Below are 23971 nucleotides of genomic sequence, written 5' to 3'. Positions count from 1 at the left end.
CGCTGAAAGCCTTGTGGGGCGGTGTTTCGGTAGTGTGGATTTTCATTTCTTCGATAAGAATGGGAAATTGCCTTTTTATCGAAGAATTGGACGTGATTGGAGCGAGATTGATCGCGGTCGCGATTTGTTCTGATTTTCGGCTGTCAATTCATTGACGGCAGCCGGGGCGGATTGTCGAGGGGACGTTGGCGTTTCGGTCGCCGCGATCCTGCGGCGTACACGAGGCGTACACGAGGCGAACACGCGGTGAACGCCGGAAAGCAGCCATCCGAACGGTGGGGCGATGCCGCTGCGAGACGGTTTTCGACTGCGCGCGCAGGTTGGCTTCGATCGATCGGATGCACGGGCCGAGGCAGGCGGACCCGCGCGACACGCGCGCCCGCCCGCAGCCGTTGCATCGACGGGCGACGAATTCGGCCGGAACCCGATCGTGTGAAGTAAACTACGCGGTTACGACGCACAGACCCGCCGAAAGCGTCGCGTTCCGCGCGACGCTTTTGCATTTCTGCAGCCACTTTATTGACGCTTCCAACCGCGAATCCGAGCCGCGCCTGCGCGCGGCGATAGAGCCAACGATGTCCCGAATTTCCTTGTTTCCGCGTCAGTCCCGTCTGTCGCGCGCCGTGCGTGGCGCGCTGGCGATCCTGGCGCTCGGCGCAGCCGCATCGGCGTGGGCAGTCGGCAACGGCGAACTGCCGGCGTCCGCCGCCGGCGCCGCCGCTCCGCTTACCGTGACGGTCCAGCCGGGCCAGTCGCTGAACGACATCGCGAAAGCGGCCACGCAATCGCACGATCCGGCCGTGCTCGCGCGTGCGGGCCGCGCGCTGTTCGACGCCAATCCGCAGGCGTTCATGAAGCGCGACGCGAGCCGCCTGAAAGTCGGCGCGACGTTGACCTTGCCCCCGCTCGACGCCACCGGCGCGGCGCTGGTGCCGGCCGGCGCGTCCGCTGCGTCCGCCGCGTCCGGTACGGCGGCCGCTTCCGCACCCGCCGCCGCATCGGGCGGGGCGGCGAGCGCGCAGCACGGCGCATCCGCACCGCCTCCCGGCTCGGTCGTGCAGCCCGCGCCGATGGCGCCGGCCGTGCATGCAGCTCCGGTGAGCGGGGCGAGTGCCGCGGCGACGGCGGCGGGGGCGTCGGCTTCGAGCGGTGCTTCGGCTTCGAGCGGGGTGTCGTCCGCCCATGGCGCGTCGGCCGTCGACGGCATTCAGCCGGCGGCGCCCACGGCCGGTGCAAGCGGTCCGCACGTATGGAGCGGTGCGATCCAGTCGGCGCCGTCGTCCGCGAGCGAGGCCGCGGCGCCGTCGGTGCCGGGCAGCCCGGTCTTCGGCGCGCATGAACCGGCCGCGCCCGCCGTGGGTGCGTCGCAGCCGCGGCCGTCGAGCCTGCAGCAATTGCTGGCATTGAAGAATCGCGTGCTGATGGAATTGCAGAAGCACGGCATCGGCAAACCGGCAACGACGACCGGCGTTGCGCCTGCGCCCGCTTCGGCGCCCGCCGCGTCGCGTCCGGCCGCGAATGACGCCGGTGCGTCGGCCGCTGCATCGACGGCAGGCGAAGCCGCGTCGGATGCGGCAGCCAGTGCGCCGCAACCGGCATCGGCTCCGGTACGACCGGCCGCTCCCGTCGCGACGCCTGCACGTCGTACCGAGCAGATGGACTGGCGCCCGGCCGCGGTGGCCGGCGCTGCCGTGATCGTGCTCGCGGCCGGCTTCGCATGGCGCAAGCGCCGCAAGGGTCGCCGCCCGGACGATGCGGGGACGGCAGCGGCCGCAGCAGGCGGTGCCGCGGTTGCAGAAGCGGAAGCCGCGCCGTCCGTCGAACGCGAACTGCCGATCACGCCCGAGATGCCGGTCGCACGCGATGCGGCGTCCGACATGAATCTCGTCGCGGCGACTGCCGCTGCGGCGGAGACGGTCGAGCCGCCCGCCGCGGACGCATCGTCCGCGCCCGACATGACGGCGCCGCGCGACGAGTCGCCTGAATCGTCGTTTGCTAACGCTGCGGAGCCGCCCGTGAGCGCGGCGACCGCGGTGCCGGCCGAGGCTTCGCAAGATAAGGAGCCGGCCGAAAAAGCTGCTGCCGCCGACGAGCCGGCCAAGCTGAGCGAGCCGGCCCAATCGAGCGAGCCCGCCGAGCCGACCTCCACATCCGTCGCGCCTTCGACGGCGGAAGCGCAGCACGCGACGCTGATGGAGAACGCGATCAGCGCGCTCAACAGTCTCGACATGCCGTTGCCGCCTCGGGCAGCAGGCGAACCATCGTCGACGGCGGAGGAGGCGTCTGCGCGGGCAGCGCAGATCGAAGCCGATAAAATCGCAACTAACGGTCAAGCCGCCGAGCGCCCGTCGATGGGTTCGAGCGAGACGGCACCGGAACATCCGGCCGACCAGGAAGATGACTTCGACTGGGATCCGGATGCGGCGACGCCTGCCGGCCACTCGGGCAGCCCGCCCGCGACGTCGTCGCTGCCGCCGCTCGGCGGCGCGCAGTTCGGCGCGCTGAAGCTCGACTTCGATCTCGACCTGCCGTCCACGCCGGGCGCGGCGCTGCCAGCGCTGACCCCGGACGAGCTCGCGCGCATCGCCCGCAACAAGCTGGACCTCGCGGCCGAATACGTCGAACTGGGCGACCTGTCCGGCGCGCGGACGCTGCTGCAGGAAGTGGTCGACGCGAACGACGCCGCGACGCGCGACGACGCACGTGCGCTGCTCGCGAAACTGGCGGACGAGGCGTGATGCGGATCGCGCTGGGCATTCAGTACGACGGCGCGGCGTTCTGCGGCTGGCAGGCGCAGCCGCACGGCAAGACCGTGCAGGACCGGCTCGAACATGCGCTGGCCGAGTTCGCGCGGGTGCCGCTGCACACGACGGTTGCGGGGCGGACCGACACCGGCGTGCACGGGCTCGGGCAAGTCGTGCATTTCGACACCGATCTCGAGCGCGAAGTGTTCTCGTGGGTGCGCGGCACCAACGCGTTTCTGCCGCCGACCGTGTCGGTGCAGTGGGCGAAGCCGATGCCGGACACGTTCCATGCCCGTTTCTCGGCGTTCGAGCGCACTTACTACTACGCGCTGTACGTGCACCCCGTGCGCTCGCCGATGCTGGCCGGCCGTGCGGGCTGGATCCACACGCCGCTCGACGACGACGCGATGCGCGCCGCCGCCGCGCACCTGATCGGCGAGCACGACTTTTCGTCGTTCCGGTCGTCGGAATGCCAGTCGAAGACGCCGGTCAAACACCTGTATCAGATCGACGTACGGCGCGCGGGGCATTTCATCCATTTCCGCTTCCGCGCGAACGCGTTCCTGCATCACATGGTGCGCAACCTGATGGGCTGCCTCGTCGCGGTCGGTCGCGGCCGCTACCCGGCCGACTGGCTCGCCGACGTGCTGGCCGGGCGCGACCGCAACCTCGCGGCGCCCACGTTCATGGCCGACGGGCTGTACCTCGCCCACGTCGGCTACCCGGCGGAATTCGCCGTCCCGCCCGCGCAGCTCGGCAGCGTGCCGTGGAGCAGCGTCTGGGCCGATCTGGACCCACTATCATGACGGATCACGACGTGCCTTCTTCGAATTCCGTCGCGGCGGCCCTGCCGCCGCGCACGCGCATCAAGCTGTGCGGGCTGTCGCGCCGCGAGGACGTGCTGCACGCGGCGGCGCTCGGCGCCGATGCGATCGGTCTCGTGTTCTACCCGAAGAGCCCGCGCGCCGTGACGGTCGCGCAGGCGGCCGAGCTGGCGAGTCTCGCGCCGCCGTTCGTGTCGGTGGTCGGGCTGTTCGTGAATGCGACCGAAGCCGAGATCGAGGCCGTCGTGCGCGACGTGCCGCTCACGGTGCTGCAGTTCCACGGCGACGAGACGCCGGAGCAGTGCGATGCGCTCGGCCGCGCGGCGCGCCTGCCGTGGTTGCGCGCGGTGCGTGTCGGCCCCTCGACGCAGCCGTCCGATTTGGTAGAATCGGCTCTTCATTATTCGAAAGCGCGCGGCCTCCTGTTCGACACCCTGGTGCCGGATTACGGCGGTAGCGGCAAGGTCTTCGATTGGTCTCTTATTCCCGCAGAGCTCGCGCGTCGGGCCGTTTTGAGTGGTGGCTTGAACGCGCAAAACGTCGGTGATGCGATCCGCCAGTTGCGTCCGTTCGCTGTCGATGTCTCGAGTGGCATCGAAGTGGCGGGCGCGAAGGGCGTGAAGGATCACGCCCGGATGGCGGCGTTCGTGCGCGCGGTGCGCGAAGCGGACGCCGGATGACGCAAGCCGGTGTGGCCTGACAAGCGGGCGCACCGACCGATCGAGAGAGACACCATGTACAACCTTCCCGATGATCGCGGCCATTTCGGCCCGTATGGCGGCGTGTTCGTCGCCGAGACGCTGATTCACGCGCTGGACGAACTGCGCGCGGCGTATGAAAAGTTCCAGAACGATCCCGACTTCGTCGCCGAATTCGAGCGCGAGCTGAAGTATTTCGTCGGCCGCCCGTCGCCGATCTATCACGCGCAGCGCTGGAGCGAGATGCTCGGCGGCGCGCAGATCTACCTGAAGCGCGAAGACCTGAACCACACCGGTGCGCACAAGATCAACAACGTGATCGGCCAGGCGCTGCTCGCGAAGCGCATGGGCAAGAAGCGCGTGATCGCGGAAACCGGCGCGGGCCAGCACGGCGTCGCGACCGCGACGATCTGCGCGCGCTTCGGGATGGAGTGCGTGGTCTACATGGGCGCGGAGGACGTGCGCCGGCAGGCCGCGAACGTCTACCGGATGAAGCTGCTCGGCGCGACGGTCGTGCCGGTCGAATCGGGTTCGCGCACGCTGAAGGACGCGCTGAACGAAGCGATGCGCGACTGGGTCACGAACATCGAAAGCACGTTCTACATCATCGGCACGGTCGCGGGCCCGCACCCGTACCCGATGATGGTGCGCGACTTCCAGCGCGTGATCGGCGACGAGTGCAAGGTGCAGATGCCCGAGCTCGCGGGCCGGCAGCCGGACGCGGTGATTGCCTGCGTCGGCGGCGGGTCGAACGCGATGGGCATCTTCTATCCGTACATCGACGATCGATCGGTGCAGCTGATCGGCGTCGAAGCGGCCGGCGACGGCATCGACACGGGGCATCACGCGGCATCGCTGATCGCCGGCAGCCCGGGCGTGCTGCACGGCAACCGCACGTATCTGCTGCAGGACGACGACGGCCAGATCATCGAGACGCATTCGGTGTCGGCGGGCCTCGACTATCCGGGCGTCGGCCCCGAACACGCATGGCTGAAGGACAGCGGCCGCGCGCAGTACGTGCCGATCACCGACGACGAGGCGCTGAAGGCATTCCACGACTGCTGCCGGATCGAGGGGATCATCCCCGCGCTCGAGTCGAGCCACGCGATCGCGTATGGCGTGAAGCTCGCGCCGACGTTGCCGAAGGACAAGATCCTGCTCGTCAACCTGTCGGGCCGCGGCGACAAGGACATGCACACGGTCGCCGAGCGATCGGGCATCGAGCTCTGACCCCGACCGATGCGTGACCTGATCGAAGAGCCGGGCGGCGGCGCCGCGAGCGAGGCGGAGGCGGTTCAGCCCGCCGCTGCCGTGCCGCGCGTGCTGCCGCACGGTATCGAACTGCACAACCGCGATTTCCTGACCGATGCCGCGCACTTGCCGGATGCGTCGATCGACCTGATCGTCGCCGATCCGCCGTACGGGCTCGGCAAGGACTACGGCAACGACTCGGACAAGCGTTCGGGCGACGATTTCCTCGCGTGGACGCGCGAGTGGCTCGAGCTCGCGATTCCGAAGCTGAAGCCGAGCGGGTCGATGTACATCTTCTGCACGTGGCAGTACGCGCCGGAAATCTTCAGCTTCCTGAAGACACAGCTCACGATGGTTAACGAGATCATCTGGGACCGGCGCGTGCCGAGCATGGGCGGCACGACGCGCCGTTTCACGTCGGTGCACGACAACATCGGCTTTTTCGCGGTTTCCAAAGCGTATTACTTCGATCTCGATCCGGTCCGCATCCCGTACGACGCCGACACGAAGAAGGCCCGCTCGCGCAAGCTGTTCGAAGGCAGCAAGTGGCTGGAGATGGGCTACAACCCGAAGGACGTCTGGTCGGTCTCGCGCCTGCACCGGCAGCACGCCGAGCGCGTCGATCATCCGACCCAGAAGCCGCTGGAAATCATCGAGCGGATGGTGCTCGCGAGCTGCCCGCCGGGCGGCCGCGTGCTCGATCCGTTCATGGGCAGCGGCACGACCGCGGTGGCCTGCGCACGGCAGGGGCGCGACTTCGTCGGCTACGAGATCAACGAAAGCTATTGTGCGATCGCGCACGAGCGCGTGAGCGCGCTCGCCGCGCCGGCGTGCGCGTGAATCGCGCCGCCGCGTCGCCGAACGCATCCAGGAAAATTGCCATGTCCCGTATTCAGCAGACCTTCGCCGCACTCGCCGAACAAGGCCGTAAGGGCCTGATCCCGTTCATCACCGCCGGCGACCCCGATCCGGCGAAAACCGTCGAATTCATGCACGCACTCGCCGCGGGCGGCGCGGACGTGATCGAGCTCGGCGTGCCGTTCTCGGACCCGATGGCCGACGGCCCGGTGATCCAGCGCTCGTCGGAACGCGCGCTCGCGCGCGGCGTCACGCTGAAGAGCGTGCTCGCCGACGTGAAGCGTTTTCGCGAAACCGACCAGAAAACCCCCGTCGTGCTGATGGGCTATGCGAACCCGATCGAGCGGATGGGCGTCGACGCGTTCGCGGCCGAAGCGCACGCGGCCGGTGTCGACGGCGTGCTGGTGGTCGACTATCCGCCGGAAGAGGCGGGCGTGTTCGCCGAGAAAATGCGCGGCGCGCAGATCGATCCGATCTTCCTGCTCGCGCCGACGTCGACCGACGAACGCATCGCCGACGTCGGCAAGATCGCGAGCGGCTACGTGTATTACGTGTCGCTCAAGGGCGTGACCGGCGCCGGAAATCTGGATGTTTCGAGCATTGCAGGTAAAATCCCGGCCATCAAGTCGCGCGTGCCGGTTCCGGTGGGCGTCGGCTTCGGGATCCGCGACGCCGAAACGGCGCGCGCGGTGGCCGAAGTGTCGGACGCCGTCGTGATCGGCAGCCGCCTGGTGCAGTTGCTCGAAAGCGCCGCGCCGGAAGGCGCCGCCGCCGCGCTGAAGGCGTTCATCGCCGAGCTGCGCGCCGCGCTGGACGGCGCCGCCAAGGCAGCGCGATAAACACAACACAGGAAGCGGGAACGAGCCGATCGGCCCGCCCCGCCACGGAACAGGAAACCATACGATGAGCTGGCTCGACAAACTGTTGCCGCCGAAGATCAAGCAGACCGACCCGAAAAGCCGCAAGGGCATTCCGGAAGGCCTGTGGGTCAAGTGCCCGTCCTGCGAGGCCGTTCTCTATCGCAACGACGTGGACGCGAACCTGCACGTGTGCCCGAAGTGCGATCACCACATGCGCATCGGCGCGCGCGAGCGTCTCGACGGGCTGCTCGATCCGGAAGGCCGCTACGAGATCGGCCAGGAAATCGTGCCCGTCGACTCGCTGAAGTTCAAGGACAGCCGCAAGTACCCCGATCGTCTGAAGGAAGCGATGGACGAAACCGGCGAGACCGACGCGATGGTCGTGATGGGCGGCGCGATCCACACGCTGCCGGTCGTGGCTGCCTGCTTCGAGTTCTCGTTCATGGGCGGCTCGATGGGTTCGGTCGTCGGCGAGCGCTTCGCGCGCGGCGCGCAGAATGCGCTGGAACAGCACGTGCCGTTCATCTGCTTCACCGCATCGGGCGGCGCACGGATGCAGGAAAGCCTGCTGTCGCTGATGCAGATGGCCAAGACCACCGCGATGCTGACCAAGCTGGCCGAAGCCAAGCTGCCGTTCATCTCGGTGCTGACCGACCCGACGATGGGCGGCGTGTCGGCGAGCTTCGCGTTCCTCGGCGACGTCGTGATCGCCGAGCCGAAGGCGCTGATCGGCTTCGCCGGCCCGCGCGTGATCGAGCAGACGGTCCGCGAGAAGCTGCCGGAAGGCTTCCAGCGCGCCGAATTCCTGTTGAAGACCGGCGCGATCGACATGATCGTCGACCGTCGCAAGATGCGCGACGAAATCGCGCAGTTGCTCGCGCTGCTGCAGCGACAGCCGGCCGACGCGCTGGCTTGACCGGCGCAAGGTTGTGACTCTGCGCGTCGCCTGGCTCGAGCGTCAGGCGGCGCGCTTCGTTTTTTGGCGTAGTGGCGGTACCGATCCAGATTTGATCCGATGAGCACTTTTCCCACTCTCGACGCGTGGCTTTCGCATCTCGAGCGCGCGCACCCGGTCGGCATCGACATGGGCCTCACCCGCATCGGGCAGGTCAAGGCGGCGCTGCAGCTCGAATTCGCGTGCCCGGTGATCACCGTCGGCGGCACGAACGGCAAGGGCTCGACCTGCGCATTCCTCGAGACGATTCTCGTGCGCGCGGGCTACAAGGTCGGTTGCCACACGTCGCCGCACCTGCTCGAATTCAACGAGCGCGCCCGCGTGAACGGGCACAACGTGACCGACGACGAACTGCTGCCGCATTTCGAGGCCGTCGAAGCCGCGCGCACGTCGCTGGCCGAGCCCGTGTCGCTCACGTATTTCGAATTCACGACGCTCGCGATTCTCCATCTGTTCGCGTCGCGCGGGCTCGACGCGGTGATTCTCGAAGTCGGCCTCGGCGGCCGGCTCGATGCGGTCAACATCATCGATACCGATTGCGCAATCGTCACGAGCATCGACATCGACCACACCGAATACCTCGGCGACACGCGCGAGAAGATCGCATTCGAGAAGGCCGGGATCTTCCGCGCGGGCAAGCCGGCGATCTGCGGCGATCCGGCCGCGCCGCAGACATTGATCGACCACGCCGAAGCGATCGGCGCCGATCTGTGGCTGGTCGGCCGCGATTTCCGCTACGAGGCGCAGGCGGGCGCCGAGCGTCAGCAATGGAGCTACCTCGGCCGCGAGAAGCGCTATCCGGCGCTCGCGTATCCGGCGCTGCGCGGCGCGAATCAACTGATCAACGCGTCGGCCGCGCTCGCCGCGCTCGAGGCGCTGCGCCCGGTGCTGCCGGTGTCCGCGCAGGACATCCGGCTCGGGCTGGCGAACGTCGAGCTGCCGGGGCGCTTCCAGGTGCTGCCCGGCAAGCCGGCGATCGTGCTCGATGTCGCGCACAATCCGCACGCGTCGGCCGTGCTCGAGCAGAACCTCGGCAACATGGGCTTCTTCCCGTACACGTACGCGGTGTTCGGCGCGATGCACGACAAGGACATCGACGGCGTGCTGCAGCATCTGAAGGGCGAGATCGACCACTGGTGCGTGACCGATCTGCCGCTGCCGCGCGCGGCCTCCGCGGAGCAGCTCGAAGCCGCGCTGCGCAAGGCCGGCGTGACGGAGGGGCCCGATTCGAGCGTGACGCGTTACGCGTCGCCCGCGGAAGCGTTTCGCGATGCACTAAAAAGAGCATCCGAGAATGATAGAATCGTGGTTTTCGGCAGTTTCCATACGGTTGCCGGCGTGCTGGCCTACCGTAAATCGCAGCAACACTGACTGACGGGCAGTTTCGGACTCAGCCATTCATGGGAATTTTCTCGTTCGGCAAAAAAGACGACGACGCGCCCCCGCGGCGCGGCGGTCGTACCGGGGCCTCCCGGAACGTGCGCACGGAGCGCACTGAACGCGTCGAGCGACGCTCGCGCCGCACCGAGCGTCCGGAATCGGACGCACTGCTCCTCGATCCGACCCTTCCAGAAAAGCAACGCGCGCGCCGTCGCCTCGTCGGCGCGATCGCGCTTGTCGTGGCCGCGGTGATCGTACTGCCGATGGTGCTCGATTCGCACCCGAAGCCGGTCACCGACGACATCGCGATCGACATCCCGAACCGACCCGCGCACCAGGCGGTCGCGCCGCGCGACGACGACGTGTCCGACGTGCAGGCGGGCGTCGCGCACGACGAACCGCCGGCCTCCGACACGGCCGTTGCGGCCGCACCGGCGCCCGCGCCGAAGGAGGCCGCCAAGCCGGCCGCGAAACCCGATACGACGACCACCGCGAGCGTGACGCCGCCGAAGCCCGCGCCGAAGCCGGCTGCTCCCGCGGCGAAACCGGCCGCGCCGAAGCCTGCGCCCGCAACCGTCGCGAATGCCGACGCGGCGAGCCCGGACAGCGGCGACGCATCGTCGCCGGCATCGCCGGCCGGTGCGCGCTTCGCGGTGCAGCTCGGTTCGTTCAAGGACGACGCGACGGCCCGTTCGTGGGCGGCCAAGTTGAAAACAGCGGGGGTGCCCGCATATGTCGAGCATCGCAAGCAGGCGGACGGCAGCACGGCTACACTGTTGCGTGCCGGCCCGTTCGCGGATCGCTCGGCGGCCTCCGCCGCGATCGCGAAGGTGCGCGAAGCCGGTCTGACGCAGTAATGCCACGATGCTGACGGCTTTCGACTACGCTGTATTGGCGGTGATCGCGTTGTCGGCGCTGCGCGGCGCGTGGCGCGGCTTCGTGTCCGAGATTTTCGGGCTGATCGGCTGGATCGCGGCGATCGTGATCGCGAGCCGCTACGTCGGGCTGGTCGTGCCGTATATCCCGGCGAACTGGCCGGGCGGCGCGCTGACGCAGTGGGTGATCGCCTTCGCGTTGCTCGTGATCGGCGTCGTGCTGGTCGCCGGCGTGGCGAACGCGCTGCTGTCGCGGATCGCGCAGGCGAGCGGCCTGGGCGGCGTCGACCGCTCGCTGGGCATGATGTTCGGGCTGGTGCGCGGCTGCGTGCTGGTGGTGCTGCTGGTCGCGGCGGCCGGGCTGACCGAACTGCCCAAACAGGATTTCTGGCGCAATGCGCTATTGCGTCCTTTTGCCGAACAGGGCGTGCACGAGCTGAAGCAGCTCCTGCCCGACGGCATGGCCCAGTACGTACGCGTGTGACGACGCGGCCGGGCAGGACGGAACCGATTTTGTCATCTTGAAGGACATGCCATGTGCGGCATCGTAGGTGTTATCTCCCAATCCCCGGTCAATCAGCTGATCTATGACAGCCTGCTGCTGCTGCAGCATCGCGGTCAGGACGCGGCGGGCATTGCGACGGCGGACGGCAGCAATTTCCACATGTACAAGGCGAACGGCATGGTGCGCGACGTGTTCCGCACGCGCAACATGCGCAGCCTGCCCGGCACCTACGGCATCGGCCAGGTGCGCTACCCGACGGCCGGCTCGGCGTCGAGCGAGGCCGAGGCGCAGCCGTTCTACGTGAACGCGCCGTTCGGGATCATCCTCGCGCACAACGGCAACCTGACGAACTGGCAGCAACTGAAGGACGAGATGTTCCGGATCGACCGCCGGCACATCAACACCAATTCCGACAGCGAAGTGCTGCTCAACGTGTTCGCGCACGAGCTGCAACTGTCGACCACGGGCCTCGAGCTCGATCCGGCGTCGGTGTTCAAGGCGGTGTCGGGCGTGCATCGCCGCCTGCAGGGCTCGTACGCGATCGTGTCGCTGATCGCCGGCTACGGCCTGCTCGCGTTCCGCGACCCGTACGGCATCCGTCCGCTGTGCATCGGCAAGCTCGAGACCGAACACGGCACCGAATGGATGGTCGCGTCGGAGTCGGTGGCGGTCGAAGGCATCGGTTTCGAATTCGTGCGCGACCTGGAGCCGGGCGAAGCGATCTTCATCGACAAGGCCGGCAACTTCCACAGCCAGCAGTGCGCGGAGAACCCGACGCTGAATCCGTGCATGTTCGAATACGTGTATCTCGCGCGTCCGGACTCGTGCCTCGACGGCGTGCCGGTCTACAACGTGCGCCTGCGCATGGGCGACTATCTCGCCGAGAAAATCAAGCGCGAGCTGCCGAACGTGCCGATCGACGTCGTGATGCCGATTCCCGATTCGTCGCGCCCGGCTGCGATGCAGGTCGCCGCGAAGCTCGGCGTCGAGTATCGCGAAGGCTTCTTCAAGAACCGCTACGTCGGCCGCACCTTCATCATGCCGGGCCAGGCCGTGCGCAAGAAGTCGGTGCGCCAGAAGCTCAACGCGATGAGCATCGAGTTCAAGGACAAGCACGTGCTGATCGTCGACGATTCGATCGTGCGCGGCACGACCTCGCACGAAATCGTGCAGATGGCGCGCGATGCGGGCGCGAAGTCGGTGATCTTCGCGTCGGCGGCGCCGCCCGTGAAGTTCCCGAACGTGTACGGCATCGACATGCCGACGCGCGGCGAGCTCGTCGCGCACGGCCGCACCGACGAAGAAGTCGCGAAGATCATCGGCGCCGACCACCTGATCTACCAGGACGTCGACGACCTGCGCCGCGCGGTGCGCGACATCAACCCGAAGCTCGAACGCTTCGAGGCGTCGTGCTTCGACGGCAACTACATCACCGGCGACGTGACGCCCGAGTATCTCGATGCGATCGAGCGCGCGCGCCTCACGCCGGCGTCGCAGGCCGATCGCGACACGGCCGGCGACACCGAGCGTTCGCAGATGAACCTGCAACTGTCGGTCGAGTAACGCCGGCGCACGCTTTTATCGAGGCGTGATAGGATGTGGCCTTGCGTCGATTTGATATCAGCTTGCGGACGCGGGGCCACTTCCCAAAACAGCTAAAGCGAAGGCCGGCGGCAGCCGGCCCGAGTCGATCGCTGTCGTACCGCACCGAAGCCCGCTGATGCCGACGCATAGCGGGCTTTTTGTTTTTGGCCTGGGTTTTGACCGGGTCCGCGCCGCATGCACGACCGTCGGCGCGGCCATCGAATACGGAAAACGGAACATGGACGACTCCCTCAACTTCGACACGCTTGCCGTGCGCGCGGGCACGCTGCGCAGCGACTTCAACGAACATTCGGAAGCGCTGTTCCTCACATCGAGCTTCTGCTTCTCGAGCGCGGCCGACGCGGCCGAGCGCTTCGCGAATTCGGAAGACTATTTCACGTACTCGCGCTTCACGAATCCGACCGTCACCATGTTCCAGGAGCGTCTCGCCGCGCTCGAGGGCGGCGAGGCGTGCATCGCGACGGCGTCGGGCATGGCCGCGATCATGTCGGTCGTGATGTCCGCGCTGCAGGCGGGCGACCACCTCGTCAGCTCGCGCAGCCTGTTCGGCTCGACGCTCGGGATGTTCTCGCAGATCTTCAGCAAGTTCGGGATTACGACGACCTTCGTCGACCCGACCGACCTGAACGCGTGGCAGGAAGCCGTGCGGCCGGAAACGAAGATGTTCTTCCTCGAGACGCCGTCGAACCCGCTGACCGAGCTCGCCGACATCGAGGCGATCGGCAGGATCGCGAAGGCCGCGAACGCATTGTTCGTCGTCGACAACTGTTTCTGCAGCCCGGTGCTGCAGCAGCCGCTGAAGCTCGGCGCGGACGTCGTGATGCACTCGGCGACGAAATTCCTCGACGGGCAGGGCCGCGTGCTCGGCGGCGCGCTGGTCGGCTCGAAGGAATTCATCATGGGCAAGGTGTTCCCGTTCGTGCGCAGCGCGGGGCCGACGCTGTCGGCCTTCAACGCGTGGGTGCTGCTGAAGGGGATGGAGACGCTGTCGCTGCGCGTCGAAAAGCAATCGGCGAACGCACTGGAGATCGCGCGCTGGCTCGACGCGCATCCGGCCGTCGCACGCGTGTTCTATCCGGGGCTCGAATCGCATCCGCAGCATGAACTCGCGAAGCGCCAGCAGAAGGCGGGCGGCGCGATCGTGTCGTTCGAGCTGAAGGGCGACACGCCCGAGCAGCAGCGCGCGAACGCATGGCGCGTGATCGACGGCACCAGGCTGGTGTCGATCACCGGCAACCTCGGCGACACGCGCACGACGATCACGCATCCGGCCACCACGACGCACGGCCGCATCACGCCGGAAGCGCGCGCGGCGGCGGGGATCACCGAAGGGCTGATCCGCCTCGCGGTCGGTCTCGAGCACGCGGGCGACATTCGCAACGATCTGGCGCGCGGTCTGGACGGCTGAGCGATACGGCCGAGGTTCGTTCGGCATCAATGAAGCGGGCCGCTCGAAAGAGCGGCCCGTTGTCGTTTCGGCGCATGCCGTCGCGCGCGTGTTTTCTCGTTCAGCCGGGGGCGTGCTGCCCGTGCGGCGCAGCACGCATTGCGTCCACCATCCATCGCAGCGTTTCGTCGAGCGGCGTGACAGGCAATTCGCCTACCGCGCGCCGCAGCTTGTCGCGCGACCCGCTCAGGCTTTTCACTTCATTGTGTCGCACGAAGCGCGGATCGATCGTCACGTCGATCACGTAGCCGGCGATGCGCGACAGCATCGCCAGCACTTCCTTCAGCGAATACGCGCGCTCCGAGCAGACGTTGAACGTCTCGCCGGCCGGCGCGGCTTCGACCAGCTTCAGATAGGCGGCCGTCACGTCGCGCACGTCGGAGAAATCGCGGCTCACGTCGAGGTTGCCGAGCGAGATCCGCGGTGCGTTGGCCGCATAGTGCGCGACGAGCTTCGGCAGCAGATACGCATCGCTCTGGCCGACGCCCGTGTAGTTGAACGGCCGCGCGATCACGATCGGCAGCCGGTCGGCCCATAGCTTGGCCGCATATTCCATCGCGAGCTTGCTGACCGCGTAGTCGTTCGCCGGGGCAGGCGCGACGGTTTCGTCGAGCACGCCGGCCGTCGAGTTGCCGTAGACGTTCGCGCTGCTTGCCAGCAGCACGGCCGACGGGCGGCGGTCGAGGCCGGCGAGCGCCGCCAGCAGATTGCGCGTGCCGACGATGTTGACCGCGTAGGTCTGCGACGGCTCGTCCTGGGCGACATGCGCGCGCGCGGCGAGATGCACGACCGCGTCGGGTCGCGCGTCGGCCGCGGCCGCGCGCATTGCATCCGCGTCGAGCAGATCGACGGGCACCAGCGTGCAGTGTGCGAACGCCGGATCGGCGGGGCGGGGCGCGCCGGGCGCGATCGTGCCCCAGACGTCATAGCCGGCCGCCTGCAGGCGTTCGGCCATGTAGCGACCGGTGAAGCCCGTCAGGCCCGTGACGAACGCACGGCGCGACGGACGCCCGGTTTCAGAACGTGTCATGGTGTTGGTTCCGCGTCAAATCCGCTTCGACCATCATCTGGCAAAGTTGTTCGAGCGTCGTCCTGGGTGCCCAGCCAAGTTTGCTTTTCGCCTTGTCCGCGCAGCCGATCAGCAGATCGACTTCGGCCGGGCGGTAGAACTTCGGGTTCACTTCGACGAGCACGTTGCCGGTCGATGCGTCGAGGCCGCGCTCCTGCTCGCCCTTGCCGCTCCATTCGATCTGGTAGCCGGCCGCCGCGAACGCCATCCGCACGAAGTCGCGCACGGTTTCGGTCCGGTTGGTGGCCAGCACGTAGGTGTCGGGCTCGTCGGCCTGCAGCATCCGCCACATGCCTTCGACGTATTCGAGCGCGAAGCCCCAGTCGCGCTTCGCGTCGAGATTGCCCAGTTCGAGGCGGGTCGCCTTGCCCAGCTTGATCTTCGCGACCGTGTCGGTGATCTTGCGCGTGACGAATTCCCGGCCACGCAGCGGCGATTCGTGGTTGAACAGGATCCCGCTGCTGCCGAACAGGCCGTACGATTCGCGGTAGTTCACGGTCATCCAGTGCGCGTACAGTTTCGCGACGCCGTACGGGCTGCGCGGATAGAACGCCGTCGTTTCCGTTTGCGGAATGGCCTGCACCTTGCCGAACATCTCGGACGTCGACGCCTGGTAGAAGCGCGTCTTCGGGCTCACGACACGAATAGCCTCGAGCAGGTTCAGCGGGCCGATGCCGGTCACTTCGGCGGTCGTCGCCGGCTGGTCGAACGACACGCCGACGAAGCTTTGCGCGGCGAGGTTGTAGAGCTCGTCCGGCTGCGTGCGTTCGAGCAGGCGCAGGCTCGAACCGGCGTCGGTCAGGTCGTGTTCGACGAGCGTCAGATTCGGATGCGTGTCGACGCCAAGCTCGGCGATGCGCCAGAAATTCACCGAGCTGGTGCGGCGGTAGGTGCCGGTGACTTCGTAGCCCTTGTCGAGCAGCAGTTTGGTCAGGTACGCACCGTCTTGCCCCGAAATTCCGGTGATGATGGCCTTCTTACGCGTTTGGCTCATGGCGTTGTCCTGGTAGAAGCGATGGATGATGAAATTCAGGCGGTCGTGCCGGCGGCAGCGGGCAACGCACGGCGCGCAGGCCCGCGCGTCAGGCGCCGTTCGAAGCCGTACCAGCTCAGCGTGGCGTAGGCGAGCGTGATCGCGAGCGCGAGCGCGGCCGTGACGAAGCGGTTCAGGTGCAGCGGCCACAGCGCGTACAGCACGCTTAGGTGAATCAGGTAGACGGTGTAGCTGACGGTGCCGACGTAGACGAGCAACGGGTTCGTCAGCACGCGCTGCACGAGGCCGCGGCCGCGCAGCGCGATCACGACGATCGACGTGCACAGCAGCAGCGAGATGCTGTAGAGCGCCGCATTCGACAGCGGCGTGTTCGCGGCGCGAAAGCGCGGGAACGACAGGTGCAGCCAGCCGAGGATCGCCAGCGACACGAGCGCGCCGACGATCGCGAGCGGATAGAACGGCTCCAGCGCGCGCCGGTCGCGGCGCAGCACGATCGCGAGCAACGCGCCGGCCGCGAGCAGGTCCATCCGGAACGGCGTCAGGTAGTAGATCGGCCAGAACGAATCGAACCACGGCGTCGCGATCGCGCGCAGCACCGGCGCCGCGACGATCAGCGCGGCGGCGACCCACAGCAGCGCGCGCTCCGAGCACCAGAGCACGACGAACGGCCAGAAGATGTAGAACTGCTCCTCGACCGCGAGCGACCACAGCACGTTCAGGCTGTCGTGGCCGATGCTGCCGAGCGACAGCCCGATATTGGTCGAGAAGAACGCGAACCACGGCCAGTGCGGCAGCCAGCTCGCGCCGAACAGCAGCGTCGACACCGCCAGCAGCAGTACGTACGGCGGCAGGATGCGGCGCACGCGGCGCGCATAGAAGTGGCTGAAGTACGACTGCCCGCGCGCCTTGCGATCGAGCAGGATGCCGGTGATCAGCAGGCCGCTCAGCACGAAGAACAGATCGACGCCCATCCACAGCGGCGCCTTCAGCGCGTGCTGCAGGAACACGGCGCCGACCGCGATCGCGCGCAGCCCGTCGAGCTGGACGATGCGGCCGTGTTGCGGCGGGGCGAGGTCTGCGGGGCGCGACAGGGCCGTCATCGCGCGGCTCCTTCACGACCCGCATCCGGTGCGTGTACGTATTGCATGCCTTTAAATGGAATATGAAATCGAAATCGATTCTAGGGAAAAGAAATCGGTAAAAAAACGCGCGACATTTATCTGCCGATCAACATCCAAATGCCGGTTATTACGATCGCGAGATGAAAGGTTGGCGGCCGGGCGGGCGCGACAGGCGGCGCGGAGCGGAATTTTCTACACGGCGGCGGCCGAAGGGCGGTCGTTATTGCCGTTTCCTGGCGTCATTGACAGGCTGTTCCGGTTCGATATTTCAGGCAGAAACATCCCCAAATATTTCCAAATTTCTTGTGATTATTTTTGCTTGTAACCTGCATCGCGACGTTTGAAACCCATTTAGCGACAGGGCGCGGCCGCGGGCGATCCGTGGCGGCGCCGGTCGCTGTTGTATCGAGTCTGGAGAAGCGCATTGCGACGTCTGATTCTGGTTGGCATGGCGGTATGCGCGGCACTGCTGACGAGCGCCGTGCCGGCCGAAACGGTGTTGCCCGCGACGACGTCGTGGATCGGCAACACGTTCGGCTATGGCGACGGCGCATGGACGCAGATCGACATCCGCGCGATCGCGGTGACGCCCGAGGGCAAGGTGTATACGAATGCGCCGTGGGACGAGAGCGGCGCCGAGGCGAGCGTCTACCAGGACGGGAAGATGCTCGGCTTCGCCGGCGGCACGCACGGCTGGGGCAATCTCGGCGGCAACGCGATCGCGGTCAACAGCAAATATGCGTACGTCGCGATCGGCGTGGGCAACGAGCGCGGCCACCTGCAGTCGCCCGGCATCTGGCCGGACAAGGGCAAGCAATGGTTCGGCATCTCGCGGCGCACGATCGGCGACATGAAGCAACCGGCGCCGTTTCGCGCGTCGCCGCAAGTCGCGCCGGGCGGACGTGCCGACGCCGGCCGCGCGCGGATGGCCGCGAGCTTCATGGTGATGAACGAGGTGCCGGCGCCCGCGCGCTCGGAAGTGGGCGACGCGAAGGCGGAGGTGGGCGGCCTCGCGGCCGACGACAAGACATTGTTCGCGACCAATCCGTCGCGCGACGCGGTCGAGGTGTACGACGCGGAGACGATGCAGCGGAAGGGCACGTGGAGCGCGCACGAGCCGGGCCGCATCGCGCTCGCGGGCGACGGCACGCTGTGGCTGCTGACCGATACGCTGGGCGGGCCCGCGCATCTGGTGCACGTGCGGGCCGACGGCAGCAAGCTCGACGACGCGCCGGCGTTGCCGGAAGGCACCGACGCGGTGGACGTCGCGGTCGATGCGAAAGGGCGCGTGCTGGTCGCGGACAACGGGCCGCGCCAGCAGATCCTGATCTTCTCGAAAGGCGGCAAGGGCTATGCGCAGTCGGGCACGCTCGGCGAGCGCGGCGGCATCTTCGCGGGCCCGGTGCCGGGCCGGCCCGGGCCGCAGCGCTTCAACGGGCTGACGGGCGTCGGCGTCGACCGTGCCGGCAACATCTATGTGTCGATGAACGGGATCGGGCCGCGCCACGACACGATCGGCGCGGGGCTCGGCGCGGTACTGGAAAGCTATACGCCGGACGGCAAGCTGCGCTGGCAGGTGCAGGGGCTGCTGTTCGTCGACGGCGCATGGCTCGATCCCGCGCGGCCGAACAGCGTGTACACGGGCAACAAGCGCTTCGAGCTCGACCTGTCAAAGCCGCCGGGCCAGGACTGGAAATACGTCGGCTTCCTGTCGAACCGCTTCAAGTATCCGGACGATCCGGTGTTCCACACGGACCAGTATCCGGGCATGCCGATCGCGCGGCGCGTCGACGGCCGCACGTTCCTGTACCTGACCGACATGTACGCCGATCACCTGAAGATCTACCGCTTCGACGCAAAGCGCGACGGCGAGGTCGCGATCCCGTCCGGCCTGATCGCGGGCCGCGCGCGGCCGGTCGACAAGGTGCCGAACAAGCCGCCGGGCGGCGACTGGCTGTGGCGCGACGCGAACGGCAACGGCCGGATCGACGCCGACGAGTTCGAGATGAACACGACCGGCAAGGCGAAGGCGGGCGGCTGGGGCTGGTGGGTCGACACGAAGGGCGACATCTGGCGCACGAGCGATGTGCGCGGCATCCACCGCTTCCAGTACGGCGGCGTCGACAAGGCCGGCAACCCGATCTATTCGTACGACAAGGTCACGACCTACCCGATGCCGCAGCCGTTCACGCAGCTGCGCCGTGCGATCTACGAGCCGCAGACCGACACGCTGTACGTGACCGGCTACACGGCCGACGCGCCGCCGCAGCCGGGCATCAACAAGGAAGTGGGGCGCGTGCTGATCCGCTTCGACAAGTGGTCGACGGGCTCGCCGGTCCTGCGCTACCAGGTGGCGCTGCCGTGGAAGCTCGATGCGAAGCCGATCTTCGATCTGATCGGGATCACGGTCGAGGGCCGCTACATTTTCACCGTGGAGCCGGTCGGCAAGATCCACGTGTACGACAAGGACACCGGCAAGGAAGTGGGCGTGATGAGCCCGGGCGCGGAGGTCGGCAAGGCGTCCGGCTGGGTCGACGTGCCGTTCGGCATCAGCGCGTTCCGGCGCGAGAACGGCGAATACCTGGTGTTCGTCGAGGAAGACGCGCGCGGCAAGGTGCTGATGTATCGCTGGAAACCGTGACGGGCGGCGCGCCGCTCGCGACGTCGTCGCCGTCACACAAGGCATGAGCATGGACAAAGGCATACTCAAGAACGTTTCGATCAACTTCATCGGGCTGATCCTGCCGACCTTCGTGTCGCTGGTGACGGTGCCCGCCTATATCCATGCGCTCGGCGTCGAACGCTACGGCGTCGTCAGCCTCGTGTGGACGCTGATCGGCTATTTCGGGATCCTCGATCTCGGGATGAGCATGGCCGCGCAGAACCACATCTCGAAGGCGCTCGCGAGCGGCAACGCCGACGAAAGCGCGCGGGTGTTCTGGAGCGCGTTCTGGCTGAATCTCGGCACCGGCATCGCGGGCGGGCTGCTGATCTACTTCGGCGCGTTCGTCTACACCGCGTATTTCACGAAAGTGTCGGCCGCGATGCAGCACGAGGTGTATCTGGCGCTGCCGTGGCTCGCGCTCGCGATTCCGCTTGCGAACGTGTCGTGGGTGTTCGCCGGCGCGATCAACGGCGCCGAACGGTTCGGCGTGTTCAACACGAACCAGACGATCGGCACGTTCCTGTTCCAGCTGCTGCCGCTCGGCGCTGCGTGGTGGATCGCGCCGAACCTGCAGACGGTGCTCGCCGCGGCCGTCGTCGCGCGGCTGATCGCCGCGGCGATGCTCGGTCACGCGAGCATCAAGGTGCTCGGGATCCGGCGCATCGACCCGCCGCAGTGGGGCACCGCGAAAGGGCTGTTCAACTTCGGCGGCTGGATGCTGATCGCGAGCATGACGAGCATGATCGCCGACACGCTCGACCGCGTGATGCTCGGCGCCGGCATGGGCGCGAAGTTCGTCACCTACTACACGGTGCCGCAGAACCTCGTCACGCGCCTGAACATGCTGCCGAACGCACTGGTGCGCACGCTGTTTCCGCGCCTGTCGGCGGTCGGCCGCGACCATGCCGACACGCTCGCGCGCCAGTCGCTCGAATTCCTGAACGGCGTGTTCACGCCGGTCGGCATCGTCGCGATCTTCGCGCTCGCGCCGTTCCTGACGCTGTGGGTCGGCGCCGATCTCGCCGCGCATTCGGCGCCGGTGGGCCGCGTGCTGGTGATCAGCGTGTGGCTCGTCGGTCAGGCAAGCGTCACGCGCATCCTGATCCAGTCGCAGGTCAACCCGGCCCGCGCGGCATTCGCCGGGCTCGTCGAGATGCCGTTCTTCGTCGGCGGCCTGTGGCTCGGCATTCATCACTTCGGGCTGATCGGCGCGGCGGTGGTCGTCGCGGCGCGCGCGCTCGTCGACTACGGCGTGCTGCTGTACCTGTCGGCGATCCGGATGCGCGCGATCGTGCTCGACATGCTCGCCCATCTCGCCTTCCTGCTCGCCAGCCTGTTTCTGGCGCAGGCGTGGTCGGGGCTCGGCGAGTCGATCGGCATGTGCGCGGTCGTGCTGGTGCTGAACGTCGCGTGGTCGCTCACGATGACCCCGGGGCTGCGCGCGCTCGTGCGCGACCTGTTCGTCCGTCTCAATGCGAGGAAAACGACATGAATCGCGATCTGGCGGAACACGCCGTCCTGAATCTCGCCACGGCCGATGCCGCCGTGGCCCACGCGGGCGATGCCGCCGCGCTGCACCGCGCGGTGCCGGCCGAGCGCGCCGGCGCGCGGCAGCCGGCGCGCGCGCTGCGCGTGGCGATCGTCCACGACTGGCTCGTCACCTATGCGGGCGCCGAGCGCGTGCTCGAACAGATCGTCGCGTGCTTTCCCGACGCGGACCTGTTCAGCCTCGTCGATTTCCTCGACGACCGCGCGTTCGTGCGCGGCAAGCGGGTGACGACGTCGTTCATCCAGAAACTGCCGTTCGCACGCACCAAGTACCGCAGCTACCTGCCGCTGATGCCGCTCGCGATCGAGCAGCTCGACGTGTCCGAGTACGACCTCGTGATCTCGAGCAGCCACGCGGTCGCGAAGGGCGTGCTGACCGGGCCGGACCAGGTGCACATCAGCTACGTGCATTCGCCGATCCGCTATGCGTGGGACCTGCAGCATCAGTATCTGGAACAGTCGAACCTCACGCACGGGCCGAAATCGCTGCTCGCGCGGATGATCCTGCACTACATCCGCAACTGGGATACGCGCACCGCGAACGCGGTGGACGGCTTCGTCGCGAACTCCGCGTTCATCGCGCGGCGCATCAAGAAGGTCTATCACCGCGACGCGGCGGTGATCTTCCCGCCGGTCGACGTCGACGCGTTCTCGCTGAACGCGGTGAAGGAGGATTTCTACCTGACCGCGTCGCGGATGGTGCCGTACAAGAAGATCGACCTGATCGTCGAGGCGTTTTCGCGCACGCCCGAGCGCAAGCTCGTCGTCATCGGCGACGGCCCCGAGATGCAGAAGATTCGGGCGAAGGCCGGCCCGAACGTCGAGATCATGGGCTACCAGCCGTTCGCGGTGCTGCACGACCGGATGCGGCGCGCGAAGGCGTTCGTGTTCGCGGCCGAGGAGGATTTCGGGATCTCGGTCGTCGAGGCGCAGGCGTGCGGCACGCCGGTCATCGCATACGGCAAGGGCGGCGCGCTCGAAACGGTGCTCGATCCGCAGTCGAACCTGAACCCGACCGGTCTCTTCTTCGACGAACAGACGCCGCACGCGATCGTCGCGGCCGTCGACGACTTCGAGCGTGCACCGCAGCGCTTCACGCCGGACGCCTGCCGCGCGAACGCGGAGCGGTTTTCCGCCGATACGTTCCGGCGGCGCTTCCTCGACTACGTGGAGCAGGCGCTGCCCGGCTCGACCGCGCAGCGCGGCACGGCCGCACCGATGCCGGCCGCGCGCGGCCCGGCGACGCTCGTGCTCGATCAGAGCGGCGTGCTCGGCGGCGCCGAGCTGTCGCTGCTCGAGATCATGAAGCACATGCGCGCGAACGCCGACGTGCTGCTGTTCGACGACGGCCCGTTCCGCGCGGCGCTCGACGAGATCGGCGCGCGCGTCGACGTGGTCGAACAGGGCGCGCTCGCGGGCGTGCGCAAGCAGGGCGGCGTGTCATTCGGCGCGGTGAAGCAGCTCGTGCGGCTGGTGCGCGACGTCGCCCGGCGCGCGCGCCGCGCCGAGGTGATCTACGCGAACACGCAACGCGCGATGGTGGTCGCCGCGCTCGCCGGGCGGCTCGCGCGCAAGCCGGTCGTCTGGCACCTGCGCGACATCGTCAGCACCGACCATTTCGGCGGCAAGCAGCTACAGGCGATCAAGTACTGCGCGCGGCTCGGCGTCACGCGCGTGATCGCGAACTCCGACGCCTCCGCGCAGGCGTTTCGCGCGCTGACGGGCTTTACGCCGCAGCACGTCGACGTCGTGTTCAACGGCATTTCGGCCGAACCGTTCGATGCGCTGGAAGGCGTGAGCCAGGCCGCGCTGCGCGCGCGCCTCGGGTTGCCCACGGACGCCTGGCTGGTCGGCTCGTTCAGCCGTCTCGCGCGCTGGAAGGGGCAGCACGTGCTGCTGGAGGCCGCCGAGCGGCATCCCGACATGCACGTGGTGCTGGTCGGCGCGCCGCTGTTCGGCGAGGACGAGTATGCGGCGCAACTGCACGAATACGTCGCGCAGCACGGGATGGGCGAACGCGTGCATTTCCTCGGGTTCCAGCGCGACGTGGCTGCCTGCATGACGGCGGTCGACGTCGTCGCGCACACGTCGATCACGCCGGAGCCGTTCGGGCGCGTGATCGTCGAAGGGATGCTCGCGCGGCGGCCGGTCGTCGCGGCCCGCGCGGGCGGCGTCGTCGAGATCATCGAGGACGGCGACAACGGGCTGCTCTGCGAGCCGGGCAACGCGGCCGCGCTGGCCGATGCGCTGGCGGCGCTCAAGCGCGACGGCGCGCTGCGCGAGCGGCTCGTCGCGAGCGGGCGTGCGACCGCGGTGCGCCGGTTCGGCACCGAAACCTACGTGGAGCGGGTCGAGAAGATTCTCGCGGATACCGCCAAGGCGGCCAAGGCCGCGAACGCGAAGAAGTAACGGCCGGCGCGAGCCGGCGGGAAACGGGCCCCCATGCGGCGTCGCGCTGCGCGGGGGCTTTGCCGTTCGGCGGGCGACGCGTGTGGTTTTGACGGAGAGACGGGTTTGTGCCCCGGCGTCGGCGTCGGTCGCGAAGCGTGGCCGGTCGTCATCCGGAACGGAA

At 67.7% G+C, this 23971-nt stretch carries 18 protein-coding genes; 15 read left to right on the top strand and 3 right to left on the bottom strand.

What is annotated here, in order from left to right; genetic code table 11:
- Positions 1-575 precede the first annotated feature (575 nt).
- From WS96_RS30130 to WS96_RS30075, 12 genes are all read left to right on the top strand, one after another.
- Positions 576-2738 carry a FimV/HubP family polar landmark protein gene (locus WS96_RS30130; RefSeq protein WP_059837485.1) on the top strand — a complete coding sequence of 721 codons (2163 nt, stop codon included), beginning with the start codon at positions 576-578 and terminating at the stop codon, positions 2736-2738.
- Positions 2738-3550 (top strand): tRNA pseudouridine(38-40) synthase TruA, encoded by an 813-nt coding sequence (gene truA, locus WS96_RS30125; RefSeq protein ID WP_059837484.1) that lies wholly within the window; start codon positions 2738-2740, stop codon positions 3548-3550. The genes WS96_RS30130 and truA overlap by 1 nt, the downstream gene beginning before the upstream one ends.
- Positions 3547-4248, top strand: coding sequence for a phosphoribosylanthranilate isomerase (locus WS96_RS30120; RefSeq protein WP_059837483.1), 702 nt, complete (start codon positions 3547-3549; stop codon positions 4246-4248). Before truA ends, WS96_RS30120 begins: the two co-directional genes overlap by 4 nt.
- Positions 4249-4302: 54 nt before the next feature.
- Entirely contained in the window at positions 4303-5496 is a 1194-nt protein-coding gene (gene trpB, locus WS96_RS30115) for a tryptophan synthase subunit beta (protein ID WP_059837482.1), read from the top strand.
- Between the two features lie 9 nt (positions 5497-5505).
- Positions 5506-6357 (top strand): DNA-methyltransferase, encoded by an 852-nt coding sequence (locus WS96_RS30110; RefSeq protein ID WP_059837481.1) that lies wholly within the window; start codon positions 5506-5508, stop codon positions 6355-6357.
- Positions 6358-6398: 41 nt separating this feature from the next.
- Positions 6399-7214: a tryptophan synthase subunit alpha gene (trpA, locus tag WS96_RS30105; RefSeq protein ID WP_034205163.1), complete on the top strand. Its 816-nt coding sequence runs from the start codon at positions 6399-6401 to the stop codon at positions 7212-7214.
- Positions 7215-7278: 64 nt separating this feature from the next.
- The gene (gene accD / locus WS96_RS30100; protein WP_009691548.1) at positions 7279-8151 is read left to right on the top strand and encodes an acetyl-CoA carboxylase, carboxyltransferase subunit beta; all 873 of its coding nucleotides are present in this window, start codon (positions 7279-7281) and stop codon (positions 8149-8151) included.
- A gap of 99 nt (positions 8152-8250) precedes the next feature.
- Positions 8251-9561: a bifunctional tetrahydrofolate synthase/dihydrofolate synthase gene (gene folC, locus WS96_RS30095; RefSeq protein ID WP_059837480.1), complete on the top strand. Its 1311-nt coding sequence runs from the start codon at positions 8251-8253 to the stop codon at positions 9559-9561.
- A 29-nt stretch (positions 9562-9590) separates the two neighbouring features.
- Positions 9591-10427 carry an SPOR domain-containing protein gene (locus WS96_RS30090; RefSeq protein ID WP_059837479.1) on the top strand — a complete coding sequence of 279 codons (837 nt, stop codon included), beginning with the start codon at positions 9591-9593 and terminating at the stop codon, positions 10425-10427.
- 7 nt (positions 10428-10434) lie between these two features.
- A complete protein-coding gene (locus WS96_RS30085; RefSeq protein WP_034205160.1) occupies positions 10435-10929 on the top strand; it encodes a CvpA family protein in 495 nt (164 codons plus the stop codon).
- Between the two features lie 51 nt (positions 10930-10980).
- Positions 10981-12513 carry an amidophosphoribosyltransferase gene (gene purF, locus WS96_RS30080; protein ID WP_034205159.1) on the top strand — a complete coding sequence of 511 codons (1533 nt, stop codon included), beginning with the start codon at positions 10981-10983 and terminating at the stop codon, positions 12511-12513.
- Positions 12514-12772: 259 nt separating this feature from the next.
- Positions 12773-13963, top strand: coding sequence for an O-succinylhomoserine sulfhydrylase (locus WS96_RS30075; RefSeq protein ID WP_059783969.1), 1191 nt, complete (start codon positions 12773-12775; stop codon positions 13961-13963).
- A gap of 100 nt (positions 13964-14063) precedes the next feature.
- On the opposite strand, the gene WS96_RS30070 is transcribed toward WS96_RS30075, so the two are convergent.
- From WS96_RS30070 to WS96_RS30060, 3 genes are read right to left on the bottom strand one after another with little or no spacing between them, the layout of a single operon-like run.
- Positions 14064-15032, bottom strand: coding sequence for an NAD-dependent epimerase/dehydratase family protein (locus WS96_RS30070; RefSeq protein WP_059837478.1), 969 nt, complete (start codon positions 15030-15032; stop codon positions 14064-14066).
- On the bottom strand, positions 15019-16065 hold the full coding sequence (gene gmd, locus WS96_RS30065; RefSeq protein WP_059837477.1) for a GDP-mannose 4,6-dehydratase: 1047 nt from the start codon (positions 16063-16065) through the stop codon (positions 15019-15021). The genes WS96_RS30070 and gmd overlap by 14 nt, the downstream gene beginning before the upstream one ends.
- 35 nt (positions 16066-16100) lie before the next feature.
- Complete coding sequence (locus WS96_RS30060; protein ID WP_034205155.1) at positions 16101-17165, bottom strand: acyltransferase family protein; 1065 nt, start codon at positions 17163-17165, stop codon at positions 16101-16103.
- 469 nt (positions 17166-17634) lie between these two features.
- On the opposite strand from WS96_RS30060, the gene WS96_RS30055 reads away from it, so the two are divergent.
- From WS96_RS30055 to WS96_RS30045, 3 genes are read left to right on the top strand one after another with little or no spacing between them, the layout of a single operon-like run.
- The gene (locus WS96_RS30055) at positions 17635-19827 is read left to right on the top strand and encodes a hypothetical protein (RefSeq protein ID WP_059837476.1); all 2193 of its coding nucleotides are present in this window, start codon (positions 17635-17637) and stop codon (positions 19825-19827) included.
- A gap of 49 nt (positions 19828-19876) precedes the next feature.
- The gene (locus tag WS96_RS30050) at positions 19877-21343 is read left to right on the top strand and encodes a flippase (RefSeq protein ID WP_034205153.1); all 1467 of its coding nucleotides are present in this window, start codon (positions 19877-19879) and stop codon (positions 21341-21343) included.
- A complete protein-coding gene (locus WS96_RS30045) occupies positions 21340-23808 on the top strand; it encodes a glycosyltransferase family 4 protein (protein WP_059837475.1) in 2469 nt (822 codons plus the stop codon). The genes WS96_RS30050 and WS96_RS30045 overlap by 4 nt, the downstream gene beginning before the upstream one ends.
- The last annotated feature ends 163 nt before the right edge of the window (positions 23809-23971 follow it).

Source organism: Burkholderia sp. MSMB1835, assembly GCF_001526365.1.
Lineage (GTDB): Bacteria > Pseudomonadota > Gammaproteobacteria > Burkholderiales > Burkholderiaceae > Burkholderia.
Note: the sequence above shows the minus strand (reverse complement) of the source record. Positions and strands in the feature narration are given on the sequence as shown.

What these genes read in the sequence shown, in the direction of transcription:
- WS96_RS30055 (WP_059837476.1), top strand. Translation starts at nt 17,635, where the DNA reads ATGGCGGTATGCGCGGCACTGCTGACGAGCGCCGTGCCGGCCGAAACG.
- WS96_RS30045 (WP_059837475.1), top strand. Translation starts at nt 21,340, where the DNA reads ATGAATCGCGATCTGGCGGAACACGCCGTCCTGAATCTCGCCACGGCC.
- trpB (WP_059837482.1), top strand. Translation starts at nt 4,303, where the DNA reads ATGTACAACCTTCCCGATGATCGCGGCCATTTCGGCCCGTATGGCGGC.
- accD (WP_009691548.1), top strand. Translation starts at nt 7,279, where the DNA reads ATGAGCTGGCTCGACAAACTGTTGCCGCCGAAGATCAAGCAGACCGAC.
- WS96_RS30070 (WP_059837478.1), bottom strand. Translation starts at nt 15,032, where the DNA reads ATGACACGTTCTGAAACCGGGCGTCCGTCGCGCCGTGCGTTCGTCACG.
- WS96_RS30050 (WP_034205153.1), top strand. Translation starts at nt 19,877, where the DNA reads ATGGACAAAGGCATACTCAAGAACGTTTCGATCAACTTCATCGGGCTG.
- WS96_RS30075 (WP_059783969.1), top strand. Translation starts at nt 12,773, where the DNA reads ATGGACGACTCCCTCAACTTCGACACGCTTGCCGTGCGCGCGGGCACG.
- WS96_RS30090 (WP_059837479.1), top strand. Translation starts at nt 9,591, where the DNA reads ATGGGAATTTTCTCGTTCGGCAAAAAAGACGACGACGCGCCCCCGCGG.
- truA (WP_059837484.1), top strand. Translation starts at nt 2,738, where the DNA reads ATGCGGATCGCGCTGGGCATTCAGTACGACGGCGCGGCGTTCTGCGGC.
- WS96_RS30085 (WP_034205160.1), top strand. Translation starts at nt 10,435, where the DNA reads ATGCTGACGGCTTTCGACTACGCTGTATTGGCGGTGATCGCGTTGTCG.
- WS96_RS30130 (WP_059837485.1), top strand. Translation starts at nt 576, where the DNA reads ATGTCCCGAATTTCCTTGTTTCCGCGTCAGTCCCGTCTGTCGCGCGCC.
- trpA (WP_034205163.1), top strand. Translation starts at nt 6,399, where the DNA reads ATGTCCCGTATTCAGCAGACCTTCGCCGCACTCGCCGAACAAGGCCGT.
- folC (WP_059837480.1), top strand. Translation starts at nt 8,251, where the DNA reads ATGAGCACTTTTCCCACTCTCGACGCGTGGCTTTCGCATCTCGAGCGC.
- WS96_RS30060 (WP_034205155.1), bottom strand. Translation starts at nt 17,165, where the DNA reads ATGACGGCCCTGTCGCGCCCCGCAGACCTCGCCCCGCCGCAACACGGC.
- WS96_RS30120 (WP_059837483.1), top strand. Translation starts at nt 3,547, where the DNA reads ATGACGGATCACGACGTGCCTTCTTCGAATTCCGTCGCGGCGGCCCTG.
- WS96_RS30110 (WP_059837481.1), top strand. Translation starts at nt 5,506, where the DNA reads ATGCGTGACCTGATCGAAGAGCCGGGCGGCGGCGCCGCGAGCGAGGCG.
- purF (WP_034205159.1), top strand. Translation starts at nt 10,981, where the DNA reads ATGTGCGGCATCGTAGGTGTTATCTCCCAATCCCCGGTCAATCAGCTG.
- gmd (WP_059837477.1), bottom strand. Translation starts at nt 16,065, where the DNA reads ATGAGCCAAACGCGTAAGAAGGCCATCATCACCGGAATTTCGGGGCAA.